Below are 19020 nucleotides of genomic sequence, written 5' to 3' on the forward strand. Positions count from 1 at the left end.
TTACCCTCTTTCTTGAAATTGATGAATAAAGCGAAGATCGTTTTGGTAGAAATGACGGATATCTTCAATCCCGTATTTCAACATAGCTACCCGGTCTGGTCCCAGTCCAAAGGCAAAGCCACTATACTCTTCGCTATCAATCCCTGACATTTCTAGGACATTAGGATGAACCATACCCCCACCGAGAATTTCAATCCAGCCAGTTTTCTTACAGATGTTGCAGCCTTGGCCACCACACTTGAAACAAGAGATGTCAATTTCAACAGATGGTTCAGTAAATGGGAAGTAGGATGGACGTAGACGCACTTGGCGGTCCGCCCCAAAGAGATGGCGGGCAAACAATTCCAGGGTTCCCTTTAAGTCTGAGAGGCCGATATTTTTATCAACCACTAGTCCCTCAATTTGGTGGAATTGGTGGGAGTGGGTGGCGTCGTCAGAGTCCCGGCGATAAACCTTACCTGGACTAATCATTTGCAAAGGCCCCTTAGAAAAATCATGTTGGTCCATAGCATGGGCTTGGACTGGTGAAGTATGGGTCCGTAAGAGAACCTGATTCTTTTCAATATAGAAGGTATCTTGCATATCGCGGGCTGGATGATCTTCTGGTAAGTTCATCCGCTTGAAGTTGTAATAATCAGATTCGATTTCTGGCCCTTCGACAATGATATAACCAAGGTCTAAGAAGAGATCTTCAATTTCTTCCATGACTTGGCTAATCACATGTTGGCTACCTAATTTTTGTTGCTTACCAGGCAGGGTCACATCAATGGTTTCCGCCATTAATTTTTGGTTAAGGGCTTCTTCTTCTAAAACAGCTTGTTTTTGGTCGAGTTCTTTAGCCACTTTATTTTTTAATTCATTGGCATAGGCCCCTACTTTAGGGCGTTCACTAGGATCAATATCCTTCATATGCCGCAAAGCTTCGGTGATCGGCCCCTTTTTCCCTAGGTACTTGACGCGAATAGCCTGCACATCATCAAGGCTAGAAATGCTTTGAATTTCTTCAGCGATTTGCCCTTCAATTGCTTGTAAATTGCTAATTATATCCATGCTTAAACTCCTTTTTATAACGATTATGTGAGAATTTTTCCACAAAAAAAGTCTCTCATTCCCAATAGGGACGAGAGACCGCGGTACCACCCTAGTTTTTACTCAGTTTGCTTAACAAAACCGAATAAACCCTTCATTTCAGGCGATAACGAGCCCAGTCGGGGTACCTTTTGACTGCTGTCGCCCGGTACCTACTCCAGAAGTGAAAAATTCCCCGCTTACCTGTAAGAAACTCTCAATCGGTGATTTCTCTTCCTGTTACAGGCTATGATAAGGAACCGTCTTCTATCAACGTATTCATTAAGGATAATTGTAGCCGTTAAAGTGGCTTTCGTCAACATGTAATCTGATAGGGATAAAAAAGACTGGACTTAATATCCAGTCTCCTTATTAAAAAAATGCTCCAGTCACAGGACGAACGTCCACTTCACACAGGGTGTGAGACTTGGCGCCTAGGCTTGGATGATTGGAGCAAGTCAGAATAAAAGCGAAACATTCGCTTGTTTCTGACTTGTGAAATCACTCCAAGTCTGCCAAGTCGAACCCGACTAAAACTGGCAACGCTCAGCTTAGTTGAGTTTGGACACCAGCCTTGAAGTCACTTCAGAAAATTCCAACGCACAGACTAGTTGAGCTCGGAAGGGTGAGGGGATGTCCTTTCAGAAAAGTTGAACGATCAGCAAACTGATCTTATCATCTTTTCCTCCAAGGAATCTCCCTCACTGATCCTTCCTCACATCCTTATAGCTGTGCTTATGGCATTTTCTTCCAGTGATTCAAGCCTCTGACGGCGTCCTCACATCCTTACAACTGAGCTTATCCCAGTTTTCTCCAATTGTTTCGTCCTTTGTCGTAACTGTCACACTCTTACTTATCTAACTCAATCCATTGGTCAGACCAGGAATGCAGTGAGGTTAAGACGGTTTCAAGGTCTTGGCCTTTTTGAGTGAGGGCATAGTAAGTATATTTGTGGCAATCACTACATTGCGTCACCCGTTCAAGGATTCCTAAGCAGGTCAACTCTCTTAGCCTTTCGGTCAGTACCCGGTCGGAAATCCCATCAATATGGTCACGTAATTCAGAAAAACGAAGTGGGCCTTTGAGTAAGCTTTGAATGATTAAACCATTCCATTTCTTTCCTAGTAATTGGAAACCTTGCTCAAACTTGCGACACAGAGAAGGAATGTGCTGTTCACTCAAGCGGTCACTTCCTTTCTTATATAAAGTTAATTTTTCTTATTATTTTCTGCTAATTTCGGAAAATATTTTCTTCTCAAGCGATTAAATGGCGTTAGCAAGCGCTCATTAATGGCTTGGTTTAGAGGATTAAGAATGCGTTGGCTACAGAAAGTATGGCAATTGTCCCGCCAAATCTTAGAGGCAGGTTTCAAATATTCTGTCGATGCTAAATATTTATCCACAAAAGTCACCACAAATGACTCTGGATAAGCAGGAAGTTGCCAAGTAGCCAACCACATGTGTTTAATGATAATATCATGTTCAACTTCGTTTAAGTCGGTTAAGACTTCTGCATTTTTTAGTGCAATATAAGGGTGATTGGTGAAATGATTGCCTTTTGAGAATGTCATTTCTTTCGTATCATAGTAGAAAAGATCATGCATTAAACCCGCACGAGCGACTGAACGATAGTCTAAGTTTAAACGCTTAGCAATTTTATAACTATAATAACTGACAGAATAAGAATGAACTAAACGATTCCCATAAATATGTTGGCGAAATAGACCTAAATCGGTAATAAATTCATGGTCTTTAATATCATCGATTAAGGCCAAATAGTCACGGTCATTTTCCCAAGGGTAATTAGTTTCTGTCAATAAGTTCATGTCCTTTCTTTTGTTGACCCTACTGATCAATTGGGAAGGAAGTGGTGCATAGCGATCGAGCCGGCAATGGCGACATTCAATGATTCCGCCTGACCCAGCATGGTAATATAGAGACTAATATCACTCGCTGCAATGATTTCCGGTCGGACACCATTTCCTTCGTTACCTAAAATGATGCCCCATTTTTGGCGTTTTTTCAAGTTATAAGTTTCTAAAGCTTGCGCCTGATCATTTAATTCGGTCGCTGCTAAACAATAGCCTGCTGCCCTCAAACTGGCCATGGCTTCTTCTAAAACCACTTGGTGGAGGCGAACATGGAATTGACTGCCCTGCATGGAACGGACCACCTTGGGACTATAAGGATCAACAGTGCCCTTACCCAAGTAAATATCTTGGTAATGAAAAGCATCTGCCGACCGGATCAAGGTGCCCAGGTTTCCCGGATCTTGGACCCCATCCAATAGCAGGACTGCAGGAGAAGCCGGTTTGAAGGAAGCTTTTTGGTCTTGGTTAACCACTGCAAAGACCCCCTGATCCCTTTGGGTGTCAGATAGTTCTTGGGCTATTTCAGGACTAATCAGAGTTTGATTAGCCAGCTTAAAGTCGGCTTCATGTTCAGGAGTAAGAAAAACTTCCGCTAGGTCAGCCCCTGCCTCTAAGGCAGCCTCTAAAAGATGAGGGCCTTCAATAAGATACTGGCCAGCCTTTTCTCGCCCCCGCCGGCTTAATAATTTTTTAGCGGACTTAATTTTGGGATTATTTTTAGAAGTCAGCATATTACTTGATCAAGCGGTAAATCGCATCCGCATAAATGGCCATAGTTAAGAGGAGGCGATCAACGCGTTGGACTTCATTAGGCTCATGCATGGTAGACACTTCATCTGGGAATTCAGCCCCAAAGGCAACGCCCCGTTCCATCAAACGGCCGTAGGTTCCACCGCCAATAACAACTTCGTGGCCTTCCATACCAGTATGTTCTTCATAAACCTCTAAGAGGGTTTCAACAAGTGGGTCATCCCCAGGAACATAGTGAGGCACTTTGTTAGAAGTCCCAGTTTCTTGGGCAAAGCCAAATTGGTCACCTAATTGACTAAAAGATTTATTCAATTGTTCAAAACTTTGCCCTTGAGGGAAGCGAATATTCAAGGTCACAAATTGTTGTCCATCCTTGGCACCAAAGACACCTGGATTTAAGGATAAGTCTCCCATCACTTCATCATGGTGGTCAATCCCGGTCTTTTGCCCCTTGAAGTCTTGGTGCAAGAGGTTAGCAATGAAGCTAATATAGGAATTGCCTTCTAAATCACTAGATAGGTTCTTTAAGAATAAAGCCAGGTAAGTCGCTGCATTCTCTCCGGCTTCAGGGAAGGCCCCATGTGATACCCGACCATGTAGGTGGAGGTGGATCTTATTGTCTGCACTAGCCTCAACCGTCAAGCTAACGGGTTGTTTAGCTTGGAATTCTTCAGCAGCGGCTTGGACTTCTTCAAGGTCAAAGCCCTTGATAACCGCATCAGCATCCCCTGGGACCATATTTTCCCGAATGCCAGATTCAAAGGATTCAATCGCCCCTTCTAAGGCAGGAAATTTCAAGGTGGTGGAATACATCCCCTTTTCTCCATTGATAATTGGAAACTCAGCATCTGGTGAGAAACCAAAGTCAGGTAGGGGTTCGGTTTCCAGGTAACGGGTCAAGCCCTTCCATTCACTTTCTTCATCCGTTCCGACAATAAAGTGAACTTTTTTCGATACGGGTAAATCTAAGTCACGGATAATTTTTAAGGCGTAGTAGGCTGCTAGCATTGGGCCCTTGTCATCGCTTACCCCGCGGGCATAGAGTTTACCATCAATGAGGGTTGGTTCAAAAGGATCAGTTTCCCAAGAATCGTCGACAGGAACCACATCTAAGTGGCCAATAATCCCTAAAATTTCATCGCCTTGACCAAATTCAAAGCGCCCCGCCATGTTGGCAACATTCTTACTGGTAAAACCGTCACGGTCCACCATGGCTAAGAAAGCGTCTAGGGCTGCCTTAGGACCAGGGCCTAGCGGTGCTTCTTCCGTAGCCTTATCGTCTTCACGGTAGCTAGGAATTCTCAGTAAAGTATATAAATCATTAAGATAGTCGTCTTTTACTTTTGCAACTTCTTCTTGCCAATTAATCGTCATCTTCTTCATCCCTCCAATTGGCTACATTATAGCACAAGAGCCTTTGTCTTGGCTAAGGGAGTAAATATTTCTTTCTCTTTAACTAAATTATATTCAAGAACAAGCTTGATCACCATTTCTTAATCTAGCGTTTCCTGGTTACCTCAAGACGGCAATCACCCCTTAAAGAAAAGGAAAAAGTCATTCTTTTCCACCTTTTTGCTATAATAAGTTTAATCTTAATTAAAGGAGAAAAAGCCTATGACACGTGCAAGTGGTGTGCTCTTACCTATATCGTCCTTGGCTAATGCGGAAGGGATTGGGAGCTTAGGAAAGTCCGCCTATCAATTTGTGGACTTCCTAGCCGCAGCCGGGCAAAGCTATTGGCAAATCCTACCGCTAGGGCCAACCAGCTATGGGGATTCCCCCTACCAATCCTTTTCTGCCTTTGCTGGTAACACCAATTTCATTGACTTAAAAACCCTAGTCGATTGGAGCTTAATTGAAGCCGACGACTATCAAGGCATCGACTGGGGCAATAATCCCGAACAGATCGACTATGCCAAAATCTTTTATCATAAGCGCCCCATCCTAGAAAAGGCCGTCGCTAGCTTTCTTGAGCAAGCCGACAGCGATCCTGATTATCTGACTTTTATCCAGGATAATCAGGACTGGCTGCAGCCTTTTGCTGAATTTATGGCGGTAAAAGAATATTATGACCTAAGCCCGATTAGCGACTGGCCCGAAGCTATCCGTTTAAGGGATGGTGAGGCCGTAAAGGCAATCCTAACCCAAGAAAAAAACAGCCTCAATTACCATTATGTCAGTCAATATTTCTTCTTTAAGCAATGGTTTGCCCTAAAGGACTATGCCAATCAAAAAGGCATTTACCTGATTGGTGATATTCCCATTTATGTGGCTAGTGATAGTGTCGAAGTCTGGCAAACGCCCCACTTTTTTAAGCTTGACCAAAGCGGACAGCCTCAAGTGGTCGCGGGTTGTCCTCCAGACGCCTTTTCTTCTGATGGGCAATTATGGGGAAATCCGATCTATGATTGGGAGACCATGGCCAAGGACAATTATCAGTGGTGGATCAAACGGATCCAAGCCAGCCTCAAGCTCTATGACATGGTAAGAATTGACCATTTTCGGGGCTTTGAAGCCTATTGGGAGATACCAGCTAGCGCTCCAACTGCAGCCAGTGGCAAATGGGTCAAGGGGCCAGGCCTTGACTTGTTCCAAGCCATCAAGGAAGCCCTAGGATCTGTCAACATTATCGCAGAAAACTTGGGCTTTCTGACCCAAGAAGTTGCTGACTTACTAGAAGTTACCGGTTTTCCCGGCATGCATGTCATGCAATTTGGCTTTTCTGGTGAAGATTCTTCTGACCTCCCCCACAATTTCAATAAAAATTCTGTTGCCTATGTTGGGACCCATGACAACCAAACGGCCCTAGGCTGGTATTTAGGTCAAGACGCTGCCAGCCGCTACTATATTGATGCCTATTGTGGTCGGCAGAAAGCGGAGAGTGTCGCGGAAATGTTAAACCGAACCCTAGCCGCCTCTTGCAGTCAAACAGTCATCTATACCATGCAAGACCTCTTAAATCTTGATGACCAGGCCCGCATAAATACCCCCTCCACCTTAGGAGGCAACTGGCAATGGCGGATGTCAGCTACCGCCTTAACGTACAGCTTGGTCAAGAACCTCTACAGCCTGACCAGACTCTACCACCGCTTACCCATAGTTAAAAATTTTCCTTAATAACAAAGAGCCTGGGACAAAAGTCTGCGAACTCTAAAACTAAAAGAGAATCTACAAATTACTTAAGCGTGATTTGTAGATTCTCTTATTTTATTGCTTTTATTTTGCTATATTTTTTCAAATTATTGGCCATGAAGGCCAATCCAACATCAGTTTTAACCCTTGTTTTCCCTCTGAGGTTAAATCGAGTGAACCCTAAAATAGCCTTTATCTGGCCAAAAACTGGTTCAACGTCAATTTTCCGTTTGGAAAAGAGCTTAGATCCTTCTTCAGATAAAAGCTTCTGTGTTTCTATATTCTTTAATTCCTGATAGTTTTTATTATAGTAAAGCGCCTTTTGCGGTGCATTTTTTGGGTCCAAAGGTTTATAAACCTGAATTTCAGAAATATAACCACTCATTTTATTTTTTCGTTTTTGGAGATGACTAAAGAAATAAACCGTGCCGTCAGGATGTGTAAAAGTATTACTTTGCTTATCGTAACTCCAATTATCCATATTTTTAGCTGATTTTTTATGTTTCTTTTTCTGCTCTTTATCAAACCGATTATATTTAATCAAATGGTTAATTTTATGGTTATCTAAATAAGTAAGGTTTTCTTCGCTACCATAACCAGCATCAGCTATAATGCATTTCGGGAAATTAGGGAAACTTTCAACAAAGGGTTGTAAAGTCCGCGTGTCCGTCGGATTGTGGAAAATATCATAATGAAGGACAAACTGGTTTTCAGTCGCTACTTGGATATTGTATCCCGCTTTCAATTGCCCATTCATCATATGATCATCTTTCATTCGCATGAACGTAGCATCAGGATCTGTTTTTGAATAGCTGTTTCTTCCGTTAAATGTTTCAAACTGTTTGGCATACTTTTGTTTGCGGGGTAGAAAATCTTTACTCACTTTACGGTAATGTTTTTTCAAACGACGACGTTCTTGTTTACGTTGATCTGGCCCTTTTACAGGAGTTTCCTCAATATCTTCAGTGAGTTTATCGATTTCTTCCTTAAGAACTTTAGATATCTCTTGAAGCATATTTTCTTCTAGATCTAAATTTTCATCATATTGGATGCCAGCATCAACCATCGGTTGAATTTCATTAAAGTAATATTCACGTGAAGTCACTTTTAATTGCTCTGCATATTTTTCAGTTGCCTTTTTCCAAACAAAAGAATATTTATTGGCATTCGCTTCAATTTTAGTTCCATCTATAAAGCAATTTTCTAAATGAATTAATTTCTCTAACTTTAACTGAGTGGTAAACTCAACGAATAAATTTTCTAATAAACATCTACAATTTTCTGAGGAACGGAAGCGATTAATCGTTCGATAGCTAATCACTTGTTGAGCGACTAGCCACTGCATGGGTATATTTTCAACCATTAATTCTTCTATTTTTCTTCCACTAAATACGCCTTTACTATAAGCATATAAAAGCGCCATAATTAAAGGTTTTGGATGATAGGCAGGACGTCCGTCCTGGGTACTGAAGCTTTCAAAATGTTTTTCATCCAGAGATTCAATAAAATTATAGATTGAAAATACAATATGATCTGGATCGATACATGCAGATAATTCTAGTGGAAGTGTTGTTTGATTCATGTTATATTGTATGTACATAAGAAGCACCCCTTAATCTTTAGTGTGGTTACTAATATTATAGCAGGGTGCTTTTTTTATACCTAATTTTAAGTAAAAGGGTTAAGAAATTAGTGAAAACTAACTTCTTAACCCTTTTTATTTCGAGGCTTTTGTCCCAGCCTCTTTTTGTGCCTCAATCTATAAATGTAAATACTGACGTAATTTTTGTGCTTTATCTTGACCTAGGATAATTTCTAATTGTTGAGATTTGATGAGTCCAATTAAATAGATCCAAATTCCGACTAAAGCGACAAGGATAACCATCACAAAAGCGCCTAACTTATTAGGCTCCGGAATGATCCAGTGGAGAATTTGATAAGTTATTTCACTGATTAGTCCCATAATCAGGACTACTTTGAGGGCTGGCCAGATCCGTCCAGCTAAGTCAGAAAAGCTAAACTGGATCCGCTTATAAATACATGTTAGGTAGAAGGCACACATAAAGATAAATGCCAGTATTGAGGCATACATGGCTCCTTGGCTGCCGCAGACTGCCAGGAGCGGAAACTGGACCAACAATTTAATTCCTAGGCCTAAAACAATCCCAAAGATGGCTTTTTTCTGTTGGTCCATAGACTGCAAGGTCATCACTAAAACATAGAAAAGCCCCATAGGAATAGCCATCAAACAAGAAATTTGTAAGTAAAATTCACCTAAGGGGTCATTTATTCCGTAAAGCAACTGGTAGACTGGGGCAGCTAGAACAGCTAAGCCAATGGCTGCTGGCACCATCACTAAGGTGAAGAGGTGGATACTGTGTAAGACCACATCACAGCTATGGTCAAAAACAGGTTTTAAGTAGTCATCGTAAGCTGATCGAGCCTGGAATTTAGCCACTTCTCGAGTATAAGCATCAGTCACCACGGGAACGGTAGTTGAGGAAATCGCTGTTGCAAAAGAAATAATAATTTGAATCACCCGGCGGGCATTGGCATTAAATACCCCATATTCATAAATTAACTGTCCTTCTCCTAGGTCACTCACCCTTTGCATGATTGGCATGAAGGTATTCATATCGATGAGGTTGACCATTTCGATGATCGAGCCCGTAATCACAAAGGGAATCGCTATGCGGACAATTTCGATTAGGAGTGTCCGGGTGCCTACATAGTCACTGTCCACATGACCAGAGGGGACTGCATATTTATCTCGGTTTTTGAAGTAATAGAAAGCCAGGGTTCCAATCGCTATAACTGCCCCTATAAAGGCAGCAAAGGTGGAGTGACTGGCCGCCTTAGCGACACTGCCATCCATGACCACACGAATCAGATAAACCGTCGCCAACATATAAATGACGCGGGCAAACTGCTCAGTAACCTGGGAAATCGCACTGGGCTTCATTTCTAAATAGGCCTGAAAATAACCCCGCAAAATCGATAGCAAGGGAATCAAGGCCAAGGCAGGCACTAAGGAGCGGATGACTAAGATAACATCTTCTACGTTTCGCGCCGGCTTTCCCTGGGCTAGAAAGGGAGCCAGGAAATAAAGCGCCAGGGCACTTACAATCCCGGTTGCTAACATCATGACAGTCCCACTTTTAAAGAGTCGCTTACTAGTTTGGTACTGGCCTCTAGCCATATAATTGGTCATTTGCTTAGAGATCGCGGCTGGCACCCCAGCGATGGCTATGGCTAAGAATATCGAGTAATAATTATAGCCAATCCCATAGAGGGCATTGGCTTCGGTACCGACTTGTGGGTCTCCAATCCAATGCATCCAGGGAATAATATATAAGACACCAAGAATTCTAGAAACCACACTAGCAATGGACATCCAAGCCGATCCTTCATTGAGCTTCTCCTTGGATTGCTGGTCCTGGAGGATAGACTGGCTCCTCTCATTATCATTCATAGTTTTACCCCAAATCTAACGTAAAATTTTTGTTCATATTACTTCATTCTAATCAATAATTTTACCCAATTCAATTGAGGCCTGGATTCATTAAGTAAACTTAAGGACTTTAAGGAGTTAAGAAATCCTCATCTCCTAGCTTCTGATTAAATCTCTAAGCCGCGCTAAAGTCTCTTCGGAAAAGGGCTGTCTGATCACACAGCCTGGCGTTAAGAGGATACGATTGTCTGTTTGATTAATAGCCTTGGATTGGGCAACTTGGTCTTTAAGTGTTGGCCAATCCGCTTGGGTAATAGCCTCCCGACGTAAGCCACCCATAATGAATTTATCGGTTTCCTGAATGCCTTCTTCTAATTCGGGTTTAGACTCACCAATATGCCAATTAATTATCGGAAGCGGGTAGTCCTTAAGAAGGTCAAACATAATATTCGCTCCGTGAATATGAAGGGTATTTAACCAGCCCGACTCCGCTGCTTCAATAATTTTCAAATCAAAGGGGATCCCATATTTTTGATAGGTTTGAGGGCTCAACTTATCATGGGAAGCCATTTGACTGGCCAGGTAGATCCCGTCTGCCCCCTTAGAGAGTGCTAATTGAACAAATTCAATAGTCGGCCGCGTCAAGCGTTCTAGAGCTTGTAAGAGATAGCCTTCCCCATCCGCTTCAATGTATTGGTCAATCTGACCCTGGCATAGCTTATTAGCAGTCGTTAAGGGGCTATGGACAGTGACCACAAGAGGAATCTCACCCTTGGTCAATTCCACTAAGCGCTCCAAATGTTCTAACTCTCTTTGAAAGGCCGGGGCCTGGCCAACGCTTAGCTCAGGAACCTCCCGCCAATCCTGATAGTAATGGATAGGAGTCGCTTTAACCTGGGCCACCCCACCCTTGGCTATGGCCGAAAAATCGAGGTCGACGCCATAGTCTTCCACCGTATACATACCATTACTCATGGTTTTGATAAAATCCAAGTCAAACTGGCGGGCAAAATCATAAGTGGCTTGGCTGATGGCCTGGGGCTCTCGGTCAATTTCAGGGTAATGGGTCCAAGCAGAGAATGGTGTATAGTCCGTTACTTGCTTAGCCATGAAGGCTTTTAAAAGTTTTTTCTTGTCTGTCATACTAGACTCCTTTCTCAAATGAAATCTTCTGACTCAAGTGGTCAAAGGCAACCTGCAAGAGGCCACAAATTAACCAATAAACGAGGGCCGCTGCCAGGTAAGATTCTAGATAATGGTAGGACAAGGCGGCGGCAAAGCGGGCTTGAGTAAGAATGTCACCACACCCACAGTGAAGGCTAGGGACTGGACCTTAATGGCCTTCAGATAAGCGTTTAAGAAGAGTGGAATGGCAACTGTTAAGGCTTGAGGAAAGATGATCCGTTGTAAGCTTTGCTTTTTAGTCATTCCGATAGATAAAGCAGCCTCCACTTGGTCCTTACTGACCGCATTGAGGGCACCACGGATATTCTCCGACTCAATGGCTGCTTCTAATAAGGTAAAGGCAACAATAATGAGCAAGATATTGGGAAACTCACTAGGCTCCATACCAAAACCAAGCAGGTTCATAAAACTAGCCGCTACATTTGGTAAACTATAGCGGATAATGAACAAATGAACAATTAGGGGAACCCCCCGCATATAGGAAATAAAAATTTCTAACAATTGGTCAATAATCGGAATTCGCCGACGTCTAACTAAGGCAATTAAAGACCCTAAGCCGATCCCCAAGATTAAGACAACCAGGGCTAATAAGAGGACCCGGGGAACCGCCTGTAAGACCACTAAAATGGTGTCCCATAAAATATTAAGATCAAAGCGCATAGCCTAGTCCTCCCTTCTCCAAATCATAGCGTAACGATTTTCCAGCAACTTACTGATTAAGATCAATAATGATGACATGGCCCAATAAATGAGGGCAATAGCAAAGTAGACTTCCACCTGGTAAAGGCCGTAATTATTGGCAATAATAATTTCCGCCTGCCCCATCAAGTCGACTAAACCAATAAGGAAAAGTAGGGATGTATCTTTTAATAAGTCGATGACAGCTGTCGTTAGCGATGGTAAGGCAATAGGGATAATTTGTGGGAAAATAATCCGCCAGTTCCTTTGCCAGGAAGTCATCCCCAAACTCAGGGCCGCTTCTTTTTGGTCTTGGCCGACAGCCAGATAGGCGGGACGGATAATTTCAGCCATGAAGGCCCCGTTATAAGCCACCAAGGCTATAATCGCTGCCGTCACCTGGCTATTGGTCCCCAGTGAAATATGAAAGGGACGTAAAACAAAAGGAATCCCATAATAAGCCACAAAAAGGTGGATAATCCCAGGGGTCGACCGCATAAAAGAGGAGTATATCCTTAATAACGGGTCGACTATTGGAATCTTTTTCACCTGTAAACTGGCCACAATAACAGCCAGCAATAAGGACCCAACTAAGGCAACTACAAAAACAAACAAAGTTAGCGGCAAGGTCTTTAGGAGGGTGGGGAGTATATTAATAATAAATCCAAAATCCATAAAGCAACTCCTTTATTACAAAGAAAAGCGACTAATGGTTATTAACTGATTAGTCGCCTGACAACTATTAATTTTCTTCACTGATTTCATAGTCGAAAATGTTCTTTCCATACCATTTTTCTGAAAGTTCTTGTAATTTACCTTCATCCGCTAGTTGTTGGATCGCCTTATCCAGAGCTTCTTTTAAATCTTCCCGGTCAGGGGCAATCATAAAGTAAGTCGCTTTAACTTGAACAGGTTGGTCAGCTGTATCCACATTTAAGCCTAATTCTTCGATAATTTGATCGGCACCCAGGTTGGATGGCATTACAACAGCATCGGATTCACCCTTGTCAACTGCTTGGAAACGTTCCGCAAAAGAGCCAGATTCACCCAATTGAATATTAATTTGATTGTCAGGGTGGGCTTCATTATAAGCGGTTAATAAGTTAAAGATTCCCCCATTCGGAGTAACCGGGTGAACTTTCTTATCGGTTAAATCATCTAAACTTTGAATGGAATCATCATCAGCGCGTTTGTAAATTTCAATAACGCTAGCTCCAGTATGTCTTTCTGGGAAGAGGTACATGGATTCACGTTCAGGGTTCTTATAGAGTCCCCCACCGATAAAATCATATTGTCCCATTTCCAAACCTACCTGAGCAGCTTCAGAGTCAACACTTTCAATATTAATATTATATTCCGGCATGGCTTCATCTAAGGCTTGGATCAGCTCCACTTCATAACCAGTTAAATTCCCCTTTTCATCGGTAAAAGATAAAGGTTTTGACGCATTTTCAACCGCAACAGTCACGGTTTTGGCTCCGGATTCGGATCCACCTTGGCTATTCCCGCAGGCTGCTAAAAAGAGGCCTGCTAGTACAATGATAAAAGTCTTTAATGATTTCATTAATTATTCTCCTCACTTTCTGCTAAAAAGGGATGTTGGATCTTATTGACAAAGTCTCGCGTCCGGGCTTCCTTAGCTGCTGAAAAAATCTGTTGGGGACTTCCCGATTCAACGATTTCCCCATTTTCCATAAAAACAACCTGGGAAGAAACGTATTTAGCAAAATCCATTTCATGGGTAGTAATCAACATAGTAACCCCGGTCCGGGCAATTTCTTGTAGAATCTTCAGCAATTCTGCTGACCGTTCCGGGTCCAATGACGAGGTTGGTTCATCTAAAAGTAAAATTTCAGGTTTTAGAGCCACTGCCCGGGCAATTCCTACGCGCTGGGCCTGACCTCCAGATAACTGGCTGGGATACTTGTTTAAATGGTCCAACATGCCCACCTGGTCTAATTCTGCCTTGGCAATTTTTTCAGCCGCTTCAGCACTCTTGCCTTGTACGGTCATTAAACCTTCTGTCACGTTCTCTAAAACGGTTTTATTTTTAAAGAGACTATAATTTTGAAAAACCATAGCCGTTCGCCGGCGGATTTCAGTAATTTCCTGCTTGGTCGCTTGGTCAGCTGCCACTGTCAAGTCATTGAGCTGGATATTTCCATGGTCAGCGGGATCGAGGAAATTAATGGTTCTTAGTAAGGTGGTTTTCCCGGTACCACTGGGACCAATAATAGCAACCACTTCCCCGTCATTGACGGTTAGGTCGATCCCCTTTAAAACTTCCTTATCAGCGAAAGTTTTGTGAATGTTCTCTAGGCGCAGCAAAGTCTTCCCTCCATTTACTTATTTTTTGTTAGTAATAATTTTAACATATTTTTCTCCCATAAAAAGCATATTGCTCAGTGAGTTGAAAGTTTTTTTATCAGTATTGAAAAAAAGCGATTAATTCCTGCCTTTAATGGCTAGAAATTAATCGCTTAAATGTTTTTTTATTTATTTTTTAGCTCATGGACAAAGCGGTTAAGGTCGGGACAGGCTTTTTCGAAGTCCAGGCCATCTTGGTGAATATTGGGATTATCGATAGAGGCTTGGAGAATTTTGGGCAGAGTTTCCACAGCTAAGGCGGTACTTGCTTTTAGCGAAGCCCCATTTTCGCGGGCGCCAACGAATATAGAAGCAAAAATATCACCGGTTCCATGGAAAAGTCCGCCGACAAAATCAGCCTGTATCAAACCATCAATCTTATTCTCAGCGTCATAGTAATAGGCCCCGGTCTGTTGATCACCATCATAACCTACCCCAGTCAGAACCAGTGAAGTTGGCTGGTCACTGTCCTGGTTGATTAAAGCAGCTAAGTCTTTAGCGCTTTGATAACCGGCCAGGCCTTCCTGATAGGGAAAGTCATAGATAAAGGCTGCCTCGGTTTGATTGGGCATGATCACATCAGCAATATCACATAGCTTGCGCATGGCCTTGGCATAGGCTTCATCAAAGCCGGGATAAAACTTGCCCTGGTCAGCCATGACTGGATCCAGGTAAATTTTTCCACCGGACTTAATTAATTGAGGTAATTTCTCAATTAAGAAGTCAATTTGCTCAATGCTGCCCAAATAACCAACATAAACGGCGTCAAATGTTAAACCAAAAGATTGCCAGTGATCAACAATTTTTGCCATTTCATCACTGAGATCCAGATAGGTATAGCCTTCAAAACCAGGTCCCGTGTGGGTTGACAAGAGTGAGGTGGGGAGTAAAGTCCCCGCTAATTCCATCATGGCTAAGATAGGTAAGGCTACTGTTGAAGAACACTTACCGTAGCAGGAAATATCATGGACGATTAAAATATTCTTCATGCAATTTCCTTCCTATTTGACCACAATATTAACCAATTTATCTGGAACAGCAATCACCTTCACCACGTCCTTACCAGCAATGGCTGCTTGGACCTTGTCAGAGTCTTTGGCCGCTTGACTCAATTCCTCTTGGCTAAGGCCACTAGCCACTTGGAGACGTTCCTTGATCTTACCGTTCACTTGAACAACAATTTCGATACTTTCTTCGACCAATTGGCTTTCATCGTAACTTGGCCATGGCACATAAGAAATTCCGCTTTCACCAGTTAAGCGTTGCCACAATTCTTCTCCCAAGTGAGGGGCAATTGGAGCCAGTAATTGGACAAAGCCCTTGGCATAATCGTAAGGAATACTTTCTGCCTTATTAGCTTCATTAACAAAGACCATCATTTGCGAAATTGCCGTATTGAAGTGTAATTTTTCCAGGTCTTCAGTGACTTTCTTGACGGTTTGATTGTAAACCTTGTCTAATTCACCCGTGTCAATGGTAGTAATTCGGTCCCGTAATTGGTCGTCACTATCGATAAATAGGCGCCAGACTCTTTCCAGGAAGCGTCTAGCCCCCGCTAAGCCATCTTCACTCCAGGCAATTGAGGCATCCAGAGGTCCCATAAACATCTCATACAAACGTAAAGTATCGGCCCCGTAGCCTTCCACAATGTCATCAGGGTTGACCACATTGCCTTTTGATTTAGACATTTTTTCATGACCTTCACCGAGGATCATCCCTTGGTTAAAGAGTTTTTGGAAGGGTTCTTCGGTAGGCACTACCCCTAAGTCATAGAGGAACATGTTCCAGAAACGCGCATAGAGGAGGTGAAGAACGGCGTGTTCTGCCCCACCAATATAAAGGTCAACATTCATCCAATAGTCGGCTGCTTCTTGACTAATAAGAGCTTCCTTATTCTTAGGATCACAGAAGCGAATAAAGTACCAGCTCGATCCCGCCCATTGTGGCATGGTGTTGGTTTCGCGCTTGCCGTGGAGGCCAGTTTCTTCATCATAAACGTTAAGCCAGTCTTCAAAGTTGGCGAGTGGGGATTCACCAGTACCTGATGGTTTGATATCCTTGCCTTCTGGTAAGAGTACAGGTAAGTCTGCTTCAGGAACTGCTGTGGTGGTCCCATTTTCCCAATGGATAACAGGAATCGGTTCACCCCAGTAGCGTTGACGTGAGAAGACCCAGTCACGGAGGCGGTAAGAGGTCTTAGCTTGGCCAGCGCCCTTGTCTTCTAAGATTTCAATGGCTTTTTGAATGGCTTCATCCTTGCCTAAACCATCCAGTTCTTCTGAATGAATGTGGACCCCATCGCCAGTGTAGGCTTCTTTTTCCAGGTCGCCACCTTCGATAACAGCTTTAATTGGAAGGTCAAATTGCTGAGCAAATTCGTAGTCCCTTTGGTCATGGGCAGGAACAGCCATAACAGCACCGCTCCCATAAGAAACCAAGACATAGTCAGCCACCCAGATAGGGAGCTTGTCCCCGTTGAGTGGGTTAACCGCATAGGCCCCAGTAAATACCCCAGTCTTCTCCTTAGCGAGATCGGTACGTTCTAAGTCAGACTTATGGCTGGCTGCTTCAACATAGTCAGCTACCGCTTGTTTTTGGTCTTCGCTCACAATTTGCTTGATTAATGGATGTTCTGGGGCTAAAGCACAGTAAGTTGCCCCGTAAAGGGTATCAGGACGAGTGGTAAAGACTTCAAATTCTTTGTCAGTATCAGCCACCTTAAAGGTCACATCGGCCCCTTCGGAACGACCAATCCAGTTCCGTTGCATTTCCTTAATGCTTTCTGGCCAATCCAAGTCATCTAAACCATCTAAAAGCCGATCAGCATAGGCGGTAATCTTCAATACCCATTGCTTCATCGGACGCCGAACCACAGGATGGTTGCCCCGTTCAGACAAGCCGTCAATCACTTCTTCATTAGCTAGAACCGTCCCCAAGGCTTCACACCAGTTAACCATGATTTCATCTTCATAGGCTAGTCCCTTTTCAAAGAGTTTGGTGAAGATCCATTGGGTCCACTTATAATATTCTGGATCAGTGGTGTCAATTTCACGGTCCCAGTCATAGGAAAAACCGAGAGATTCAATTTGTTTCTTGAAGACCCCGATATTGGCTTGGGTAAATTCGGCGGGGTCATTACCGGTATCGAGGGCATATTGTTCCGCTGGCAAACCAAAAGCGTCCCAACCCATAGGATGGAGAACATTATAACCTTGGGCCCGCTTCATTCTCGAAACAATATCGGTTGCTGTATAACCTTCTGGGTGCCCCACATGGAGCCCTTGACCAGAAGGATAAGGGAACATATCCAATGCATAAAACTTAGGCAAGGACTTGTCCTCTAAGGTTTTAAAGCTTTTATTGTCTTTCCAATATTTTTGCCATTTTTTCTCTATTGTCTTGTGGTTATAAGCCATTATGTAATCCCCTTCCATTTCAACATGAAATATTTACCTAAAAAAAAAGCCCCCTTATACAAGTTATCTTGCATAAATAGGACGAATGATCGTGGTACCACCTACGTTGGCTCTCTTCTTACCCTTAACGCAGGTGAGACGGCAAACAAGTTGCGTGTGAATCACCAGACGAGTTCACTGTTAGGAATAAGATGTTTTCACCAAGCACATCCTCGCTAAGTATTCCGCCCGAGTTACTACTTCTGAGTCGTCTTCATACTTATGCCATTGTATCACGCTTTAGGTTGATGGGCAACTTTATTTATCTTTGGGAATTTCTTTCAGGCAATGGCTCACCTTTAGTAAAAATATATGCTAAAATAAATAAAAGATAAAAAAGAGGAGGTGATCTGATGCAAGCCATACATTATTACTTTATCCGCCACGGAGAGACCGAAGCCAACCAAAACAAGCTGGCTGGTCAAGAAAAAGTACAAGGTTGGACCGATACCCCCCTAACCCGGGTAGGTCGAGCACAGATGGCCGATTTAGCTGACCACTTTAAAAACATTCCATTGGATTTAGCCTACTCCAGTGACATGCCAAGGAGTCAAACAAGTGCGCAAATCCTCTTATCGAGTCAGCCTCAAGGCCTGATAGCCACTCCCTTAAAAGAATTTCGTGAGATTTATTACGGCGGTATGGAAGGGCAGCCCATCGAAGTAGCCTGGCCCGAAAGCTTGCAGGAAATGGTCCACCACATGCGAGAAGAAGGCATCCCTCAATCACAATTTGTGCCTAATGTTATTGATGGCATTAGCCACCGTGATCCTGAAGGCTTAGCTGAAGATTTTATGACCTTTTGGAATCGCCTAGAAAGTGGGATGATGCAGGTTCATGATGAGGCTTTAGAATACCGCCTAGACCATATGAAACCCGAAATCAATGTCGCCATCATCTCCCACCATACCCCGATCTCTGCCTTTCTGCACGAGGTCTTGGCTGATTTTGACTTAGCCGATGTGCTAGACTACGGTCACTATGCCCATGTTTCCTATCATGATGGTTTCTATGAATTAATCGAGTGGAATATGAGCTAAAGAAGTAAAAAATCTTGTATAAA

The 19020-nt window shown here is 43.0% G+C and carries 16 protein-coding genes; 2 read left to right on the forward strand and 14 right to left on the reverse strand.

Features of this window, described 5'->3' with window-relative positions; translation table 11 throughout:
- From pheS to pepV, 5 genes are all read right to left on the reverse strand, one after another.
- On the reverse strand, positions 1 to 1050 hold the full coding sequence (pheS, locus tag DBT50_RS06715; protein ID WP_111846169.1) for a phenylalanine--tRNA ligase subunit alpha: 1050 nt from the start codon (positions 1048 to 1050) through the stop codon (positions 1 to 3).
- 867 nt (positions 1051 to 1917) lie between these two features.
- The gene (locus DBT50_RS06720) at positions 1918 to 2250 is read right to left on the reverse strand and encodes a winged helix-turn-helix transcriptional regulator (protein WP_101560384.1); all 333 of its coding nucleotides are present in this window, start codon (positions 2248 to 2250) and stop codon (positions 1918 to 1920) included.
- Between the two features lie 26 nt (positions 2251 to 2276).
- A complete protein-coding gene (locus DBT50_RS06725) occupies positions 2277 to 2894 on the reverse strand; it encodes an HD domain-containing protein (protein ID WP_111821960.1) in 618 nt (205 codons plus the stop codon).
- Between the two features lie 26 nt (positions 2895 to 2920).
- Positions 2921 to 3670 carry a TrmH family RNA methyltransferase gene (locus DBT50_RS06730; protein ID WP_111852502.1) on the reverse strand — a complete coding sequence of 250 codons (750 nt, stop codon included), beginning with the start codon at positions 3668 to 3670 and terminating at the stop codon, positions 2921 to 2923.
- A 1-nt stretch (position 3671) separates the two neighbouring features.
- The gene (pepV, locus tag DBT50_RS06735; protein WP_111852501.1) at positions 3672 to 5063 is read right to left on the reverse strand and encodes a dipeptidase PepV; all 1392 of its coding nucleotides are present in this window, start codon (positions 5061 to 5063) and stop codon (positions 3672 to 3674) included.
- A 240-nt stretch (positions 5064 to 5303) separates the two neighbouring features.
- Here pepV and malQ point away from each other — a divergent pair, with 240 nt between their 5' ends.
- A complete protein-coding gene (gene malQ / locus DBT50_RS06740; RefSeq protein ID WP_111852500.1) occupies positions 5304 to 6806 on the forward strand; it encodes a 4-alpha-glucanotransferase in 1503 nt (500 codons plus the stop codon).
- An 85-nt stretch (positions 6807 to 6891) separates the two neighbouring features.
- On the opposite strand, the gene DBT50_RS06745 is transcribed toward malQ, so the two are convergent.
- From DBT50_RS06745 to leuS, 9 genes are all read right to left on the reverse strand, one after another.
- Positions 6892 to 8421, reverse strand: coding sequence for an IS1182 family transposase (locus DBT50_RS06745; RefSeq protein ID WP_195851428.1), 1530 nt, complete (start codon positions 8419 to 8421; stop codon positions 6892 to 6894).
- Positions 8422 to 8580: 159 nt separating this feature from the next.
- Positions 8581 to 10293 (reverse strand): putative polysaccharide biosynthesis protein, encoded by a 1713-nt coding sequence (locus tag DBT50_RS06750; RefSeq protein ID WP_111853441.1) that lies wholly within the window; start codon positions 10291 to 10293, stop codon positions 8581 to 8583.
- A gap of 135 nt (positions 10294 to 10428) precedes the next feature.
- Positions 10429 to 11415 carry a uroporphyrinogen decarboxylase family protein gene (locus DBT50_RS06755; RefSeq protein ID WP_111852612.1) on the reverse strand — a complete coding sequence of 329 codons (987 nt, stop codon included), beginning with the start codon at positions 11413 to 11415 and terminating at the stop codon, positions 10429 to 10431.
- Positions 11416 to 11520: 105 nt separating this feature from the next.
- Positions 11521 to 12117: an ABC transporter permease subunit gene (locus DBT50_RS06760; RefSeq protein ID WP_111853442.1), complete on the reverse strand. Its 597-nt coding sequence runs from the start codon at positions 12115 to 12117 to the stop codon at positions 11521 to 11523.
- 3 nt (positions 12118 to 12120) lie between these two features.
- Positions 12121 to 12810, reverse strand: coding sequence for an amino acid ABC transporter permease (locus tag DBT50_RS06765; RefSeq protein WP_111852614.1), 690 nt, complete (start codon positions 12808 to 12810; stop codon positions 12121 to 12123).
- 67 nt (positions 12811 to 12877) lie between these two features.
- Entirely contained in the window at positions 12878 to 13699 is an 822-nt protein-coding gene (locus tag DBT50_RS06770; protein ID WP_111852615.1) for a transporter substrate-binding domain-containing protein, read from the reverse strand.
- The gene (locus DBT50_RS06775; protein WP_111852616.1) at positions 13699 to 14463 is read right to left on the reverse strand and encodes an amino acid ABC transporter ATP-binding protein; all 765 of its coding nucleotides are present in this window, start codon (positions 14461 to 14463) and stop codon (positions 13699 to 13701) included. Before DBT50_RS06775 ends, DBT50_RS06770 begins: the two co-directional genes overlap by 1 nt.
- Positions 14464 to 14627: 164 nt before the next feature.
- Positions 14628 to 15491: a bifunctional hydroxymethylpyrimidine kinase/phosphomethylpyrimidine kinase gene (locus DBT50_RS06780; RefSeq protein WP_111852617.1), complete on the reverse strand. Its 864-nt coding sequence runs from the start codon at positions 15489 to 15491 to the stop codon at positions 14628 to 14630.
- Between the two features lie 12 nt (positions 15492 to 15503).
- Positions 15504 to 17918, reverse strand: coding sequence for a leucine--tRNA ligase (leuS, locus tag DBT50_RS06785; RefSeq protein ID WP_111852618.1), 2415 nt, complete (start codon positions 17916 to 17918; stop codon positions 15504 to 15506).
- A gap of 392 nt (positions 17919 to 18310) precedes the next feature.
- On the opposite strand from leuS, the gene DBT50_RS06790 reads away from it, so the two are divergent.
- Positions 18311 to 18997 carry a histidine phosphatase family protein gene (locus DBT50_RS06790; RefSeq protein WP_111821972.1) on the forward strand — a complete coding sequence of 229 codons (687 nt, stop codon included), beginning with the start codon at positions 18311 to 18313 and terminating at the stop codon, positions 18995 to 18997.
- Positions 18998 to 19020 lie beyond the last annotated feature (23 nt).

It is taken from the genome of Aerococcus tenax, from assembly GCF_003286645.3.
Lineage (GTDB): Bacteria > Bacillota > Bacilli > Lactobacillales > Aerococcaceae > Aerococcus > Aerococcus tenax.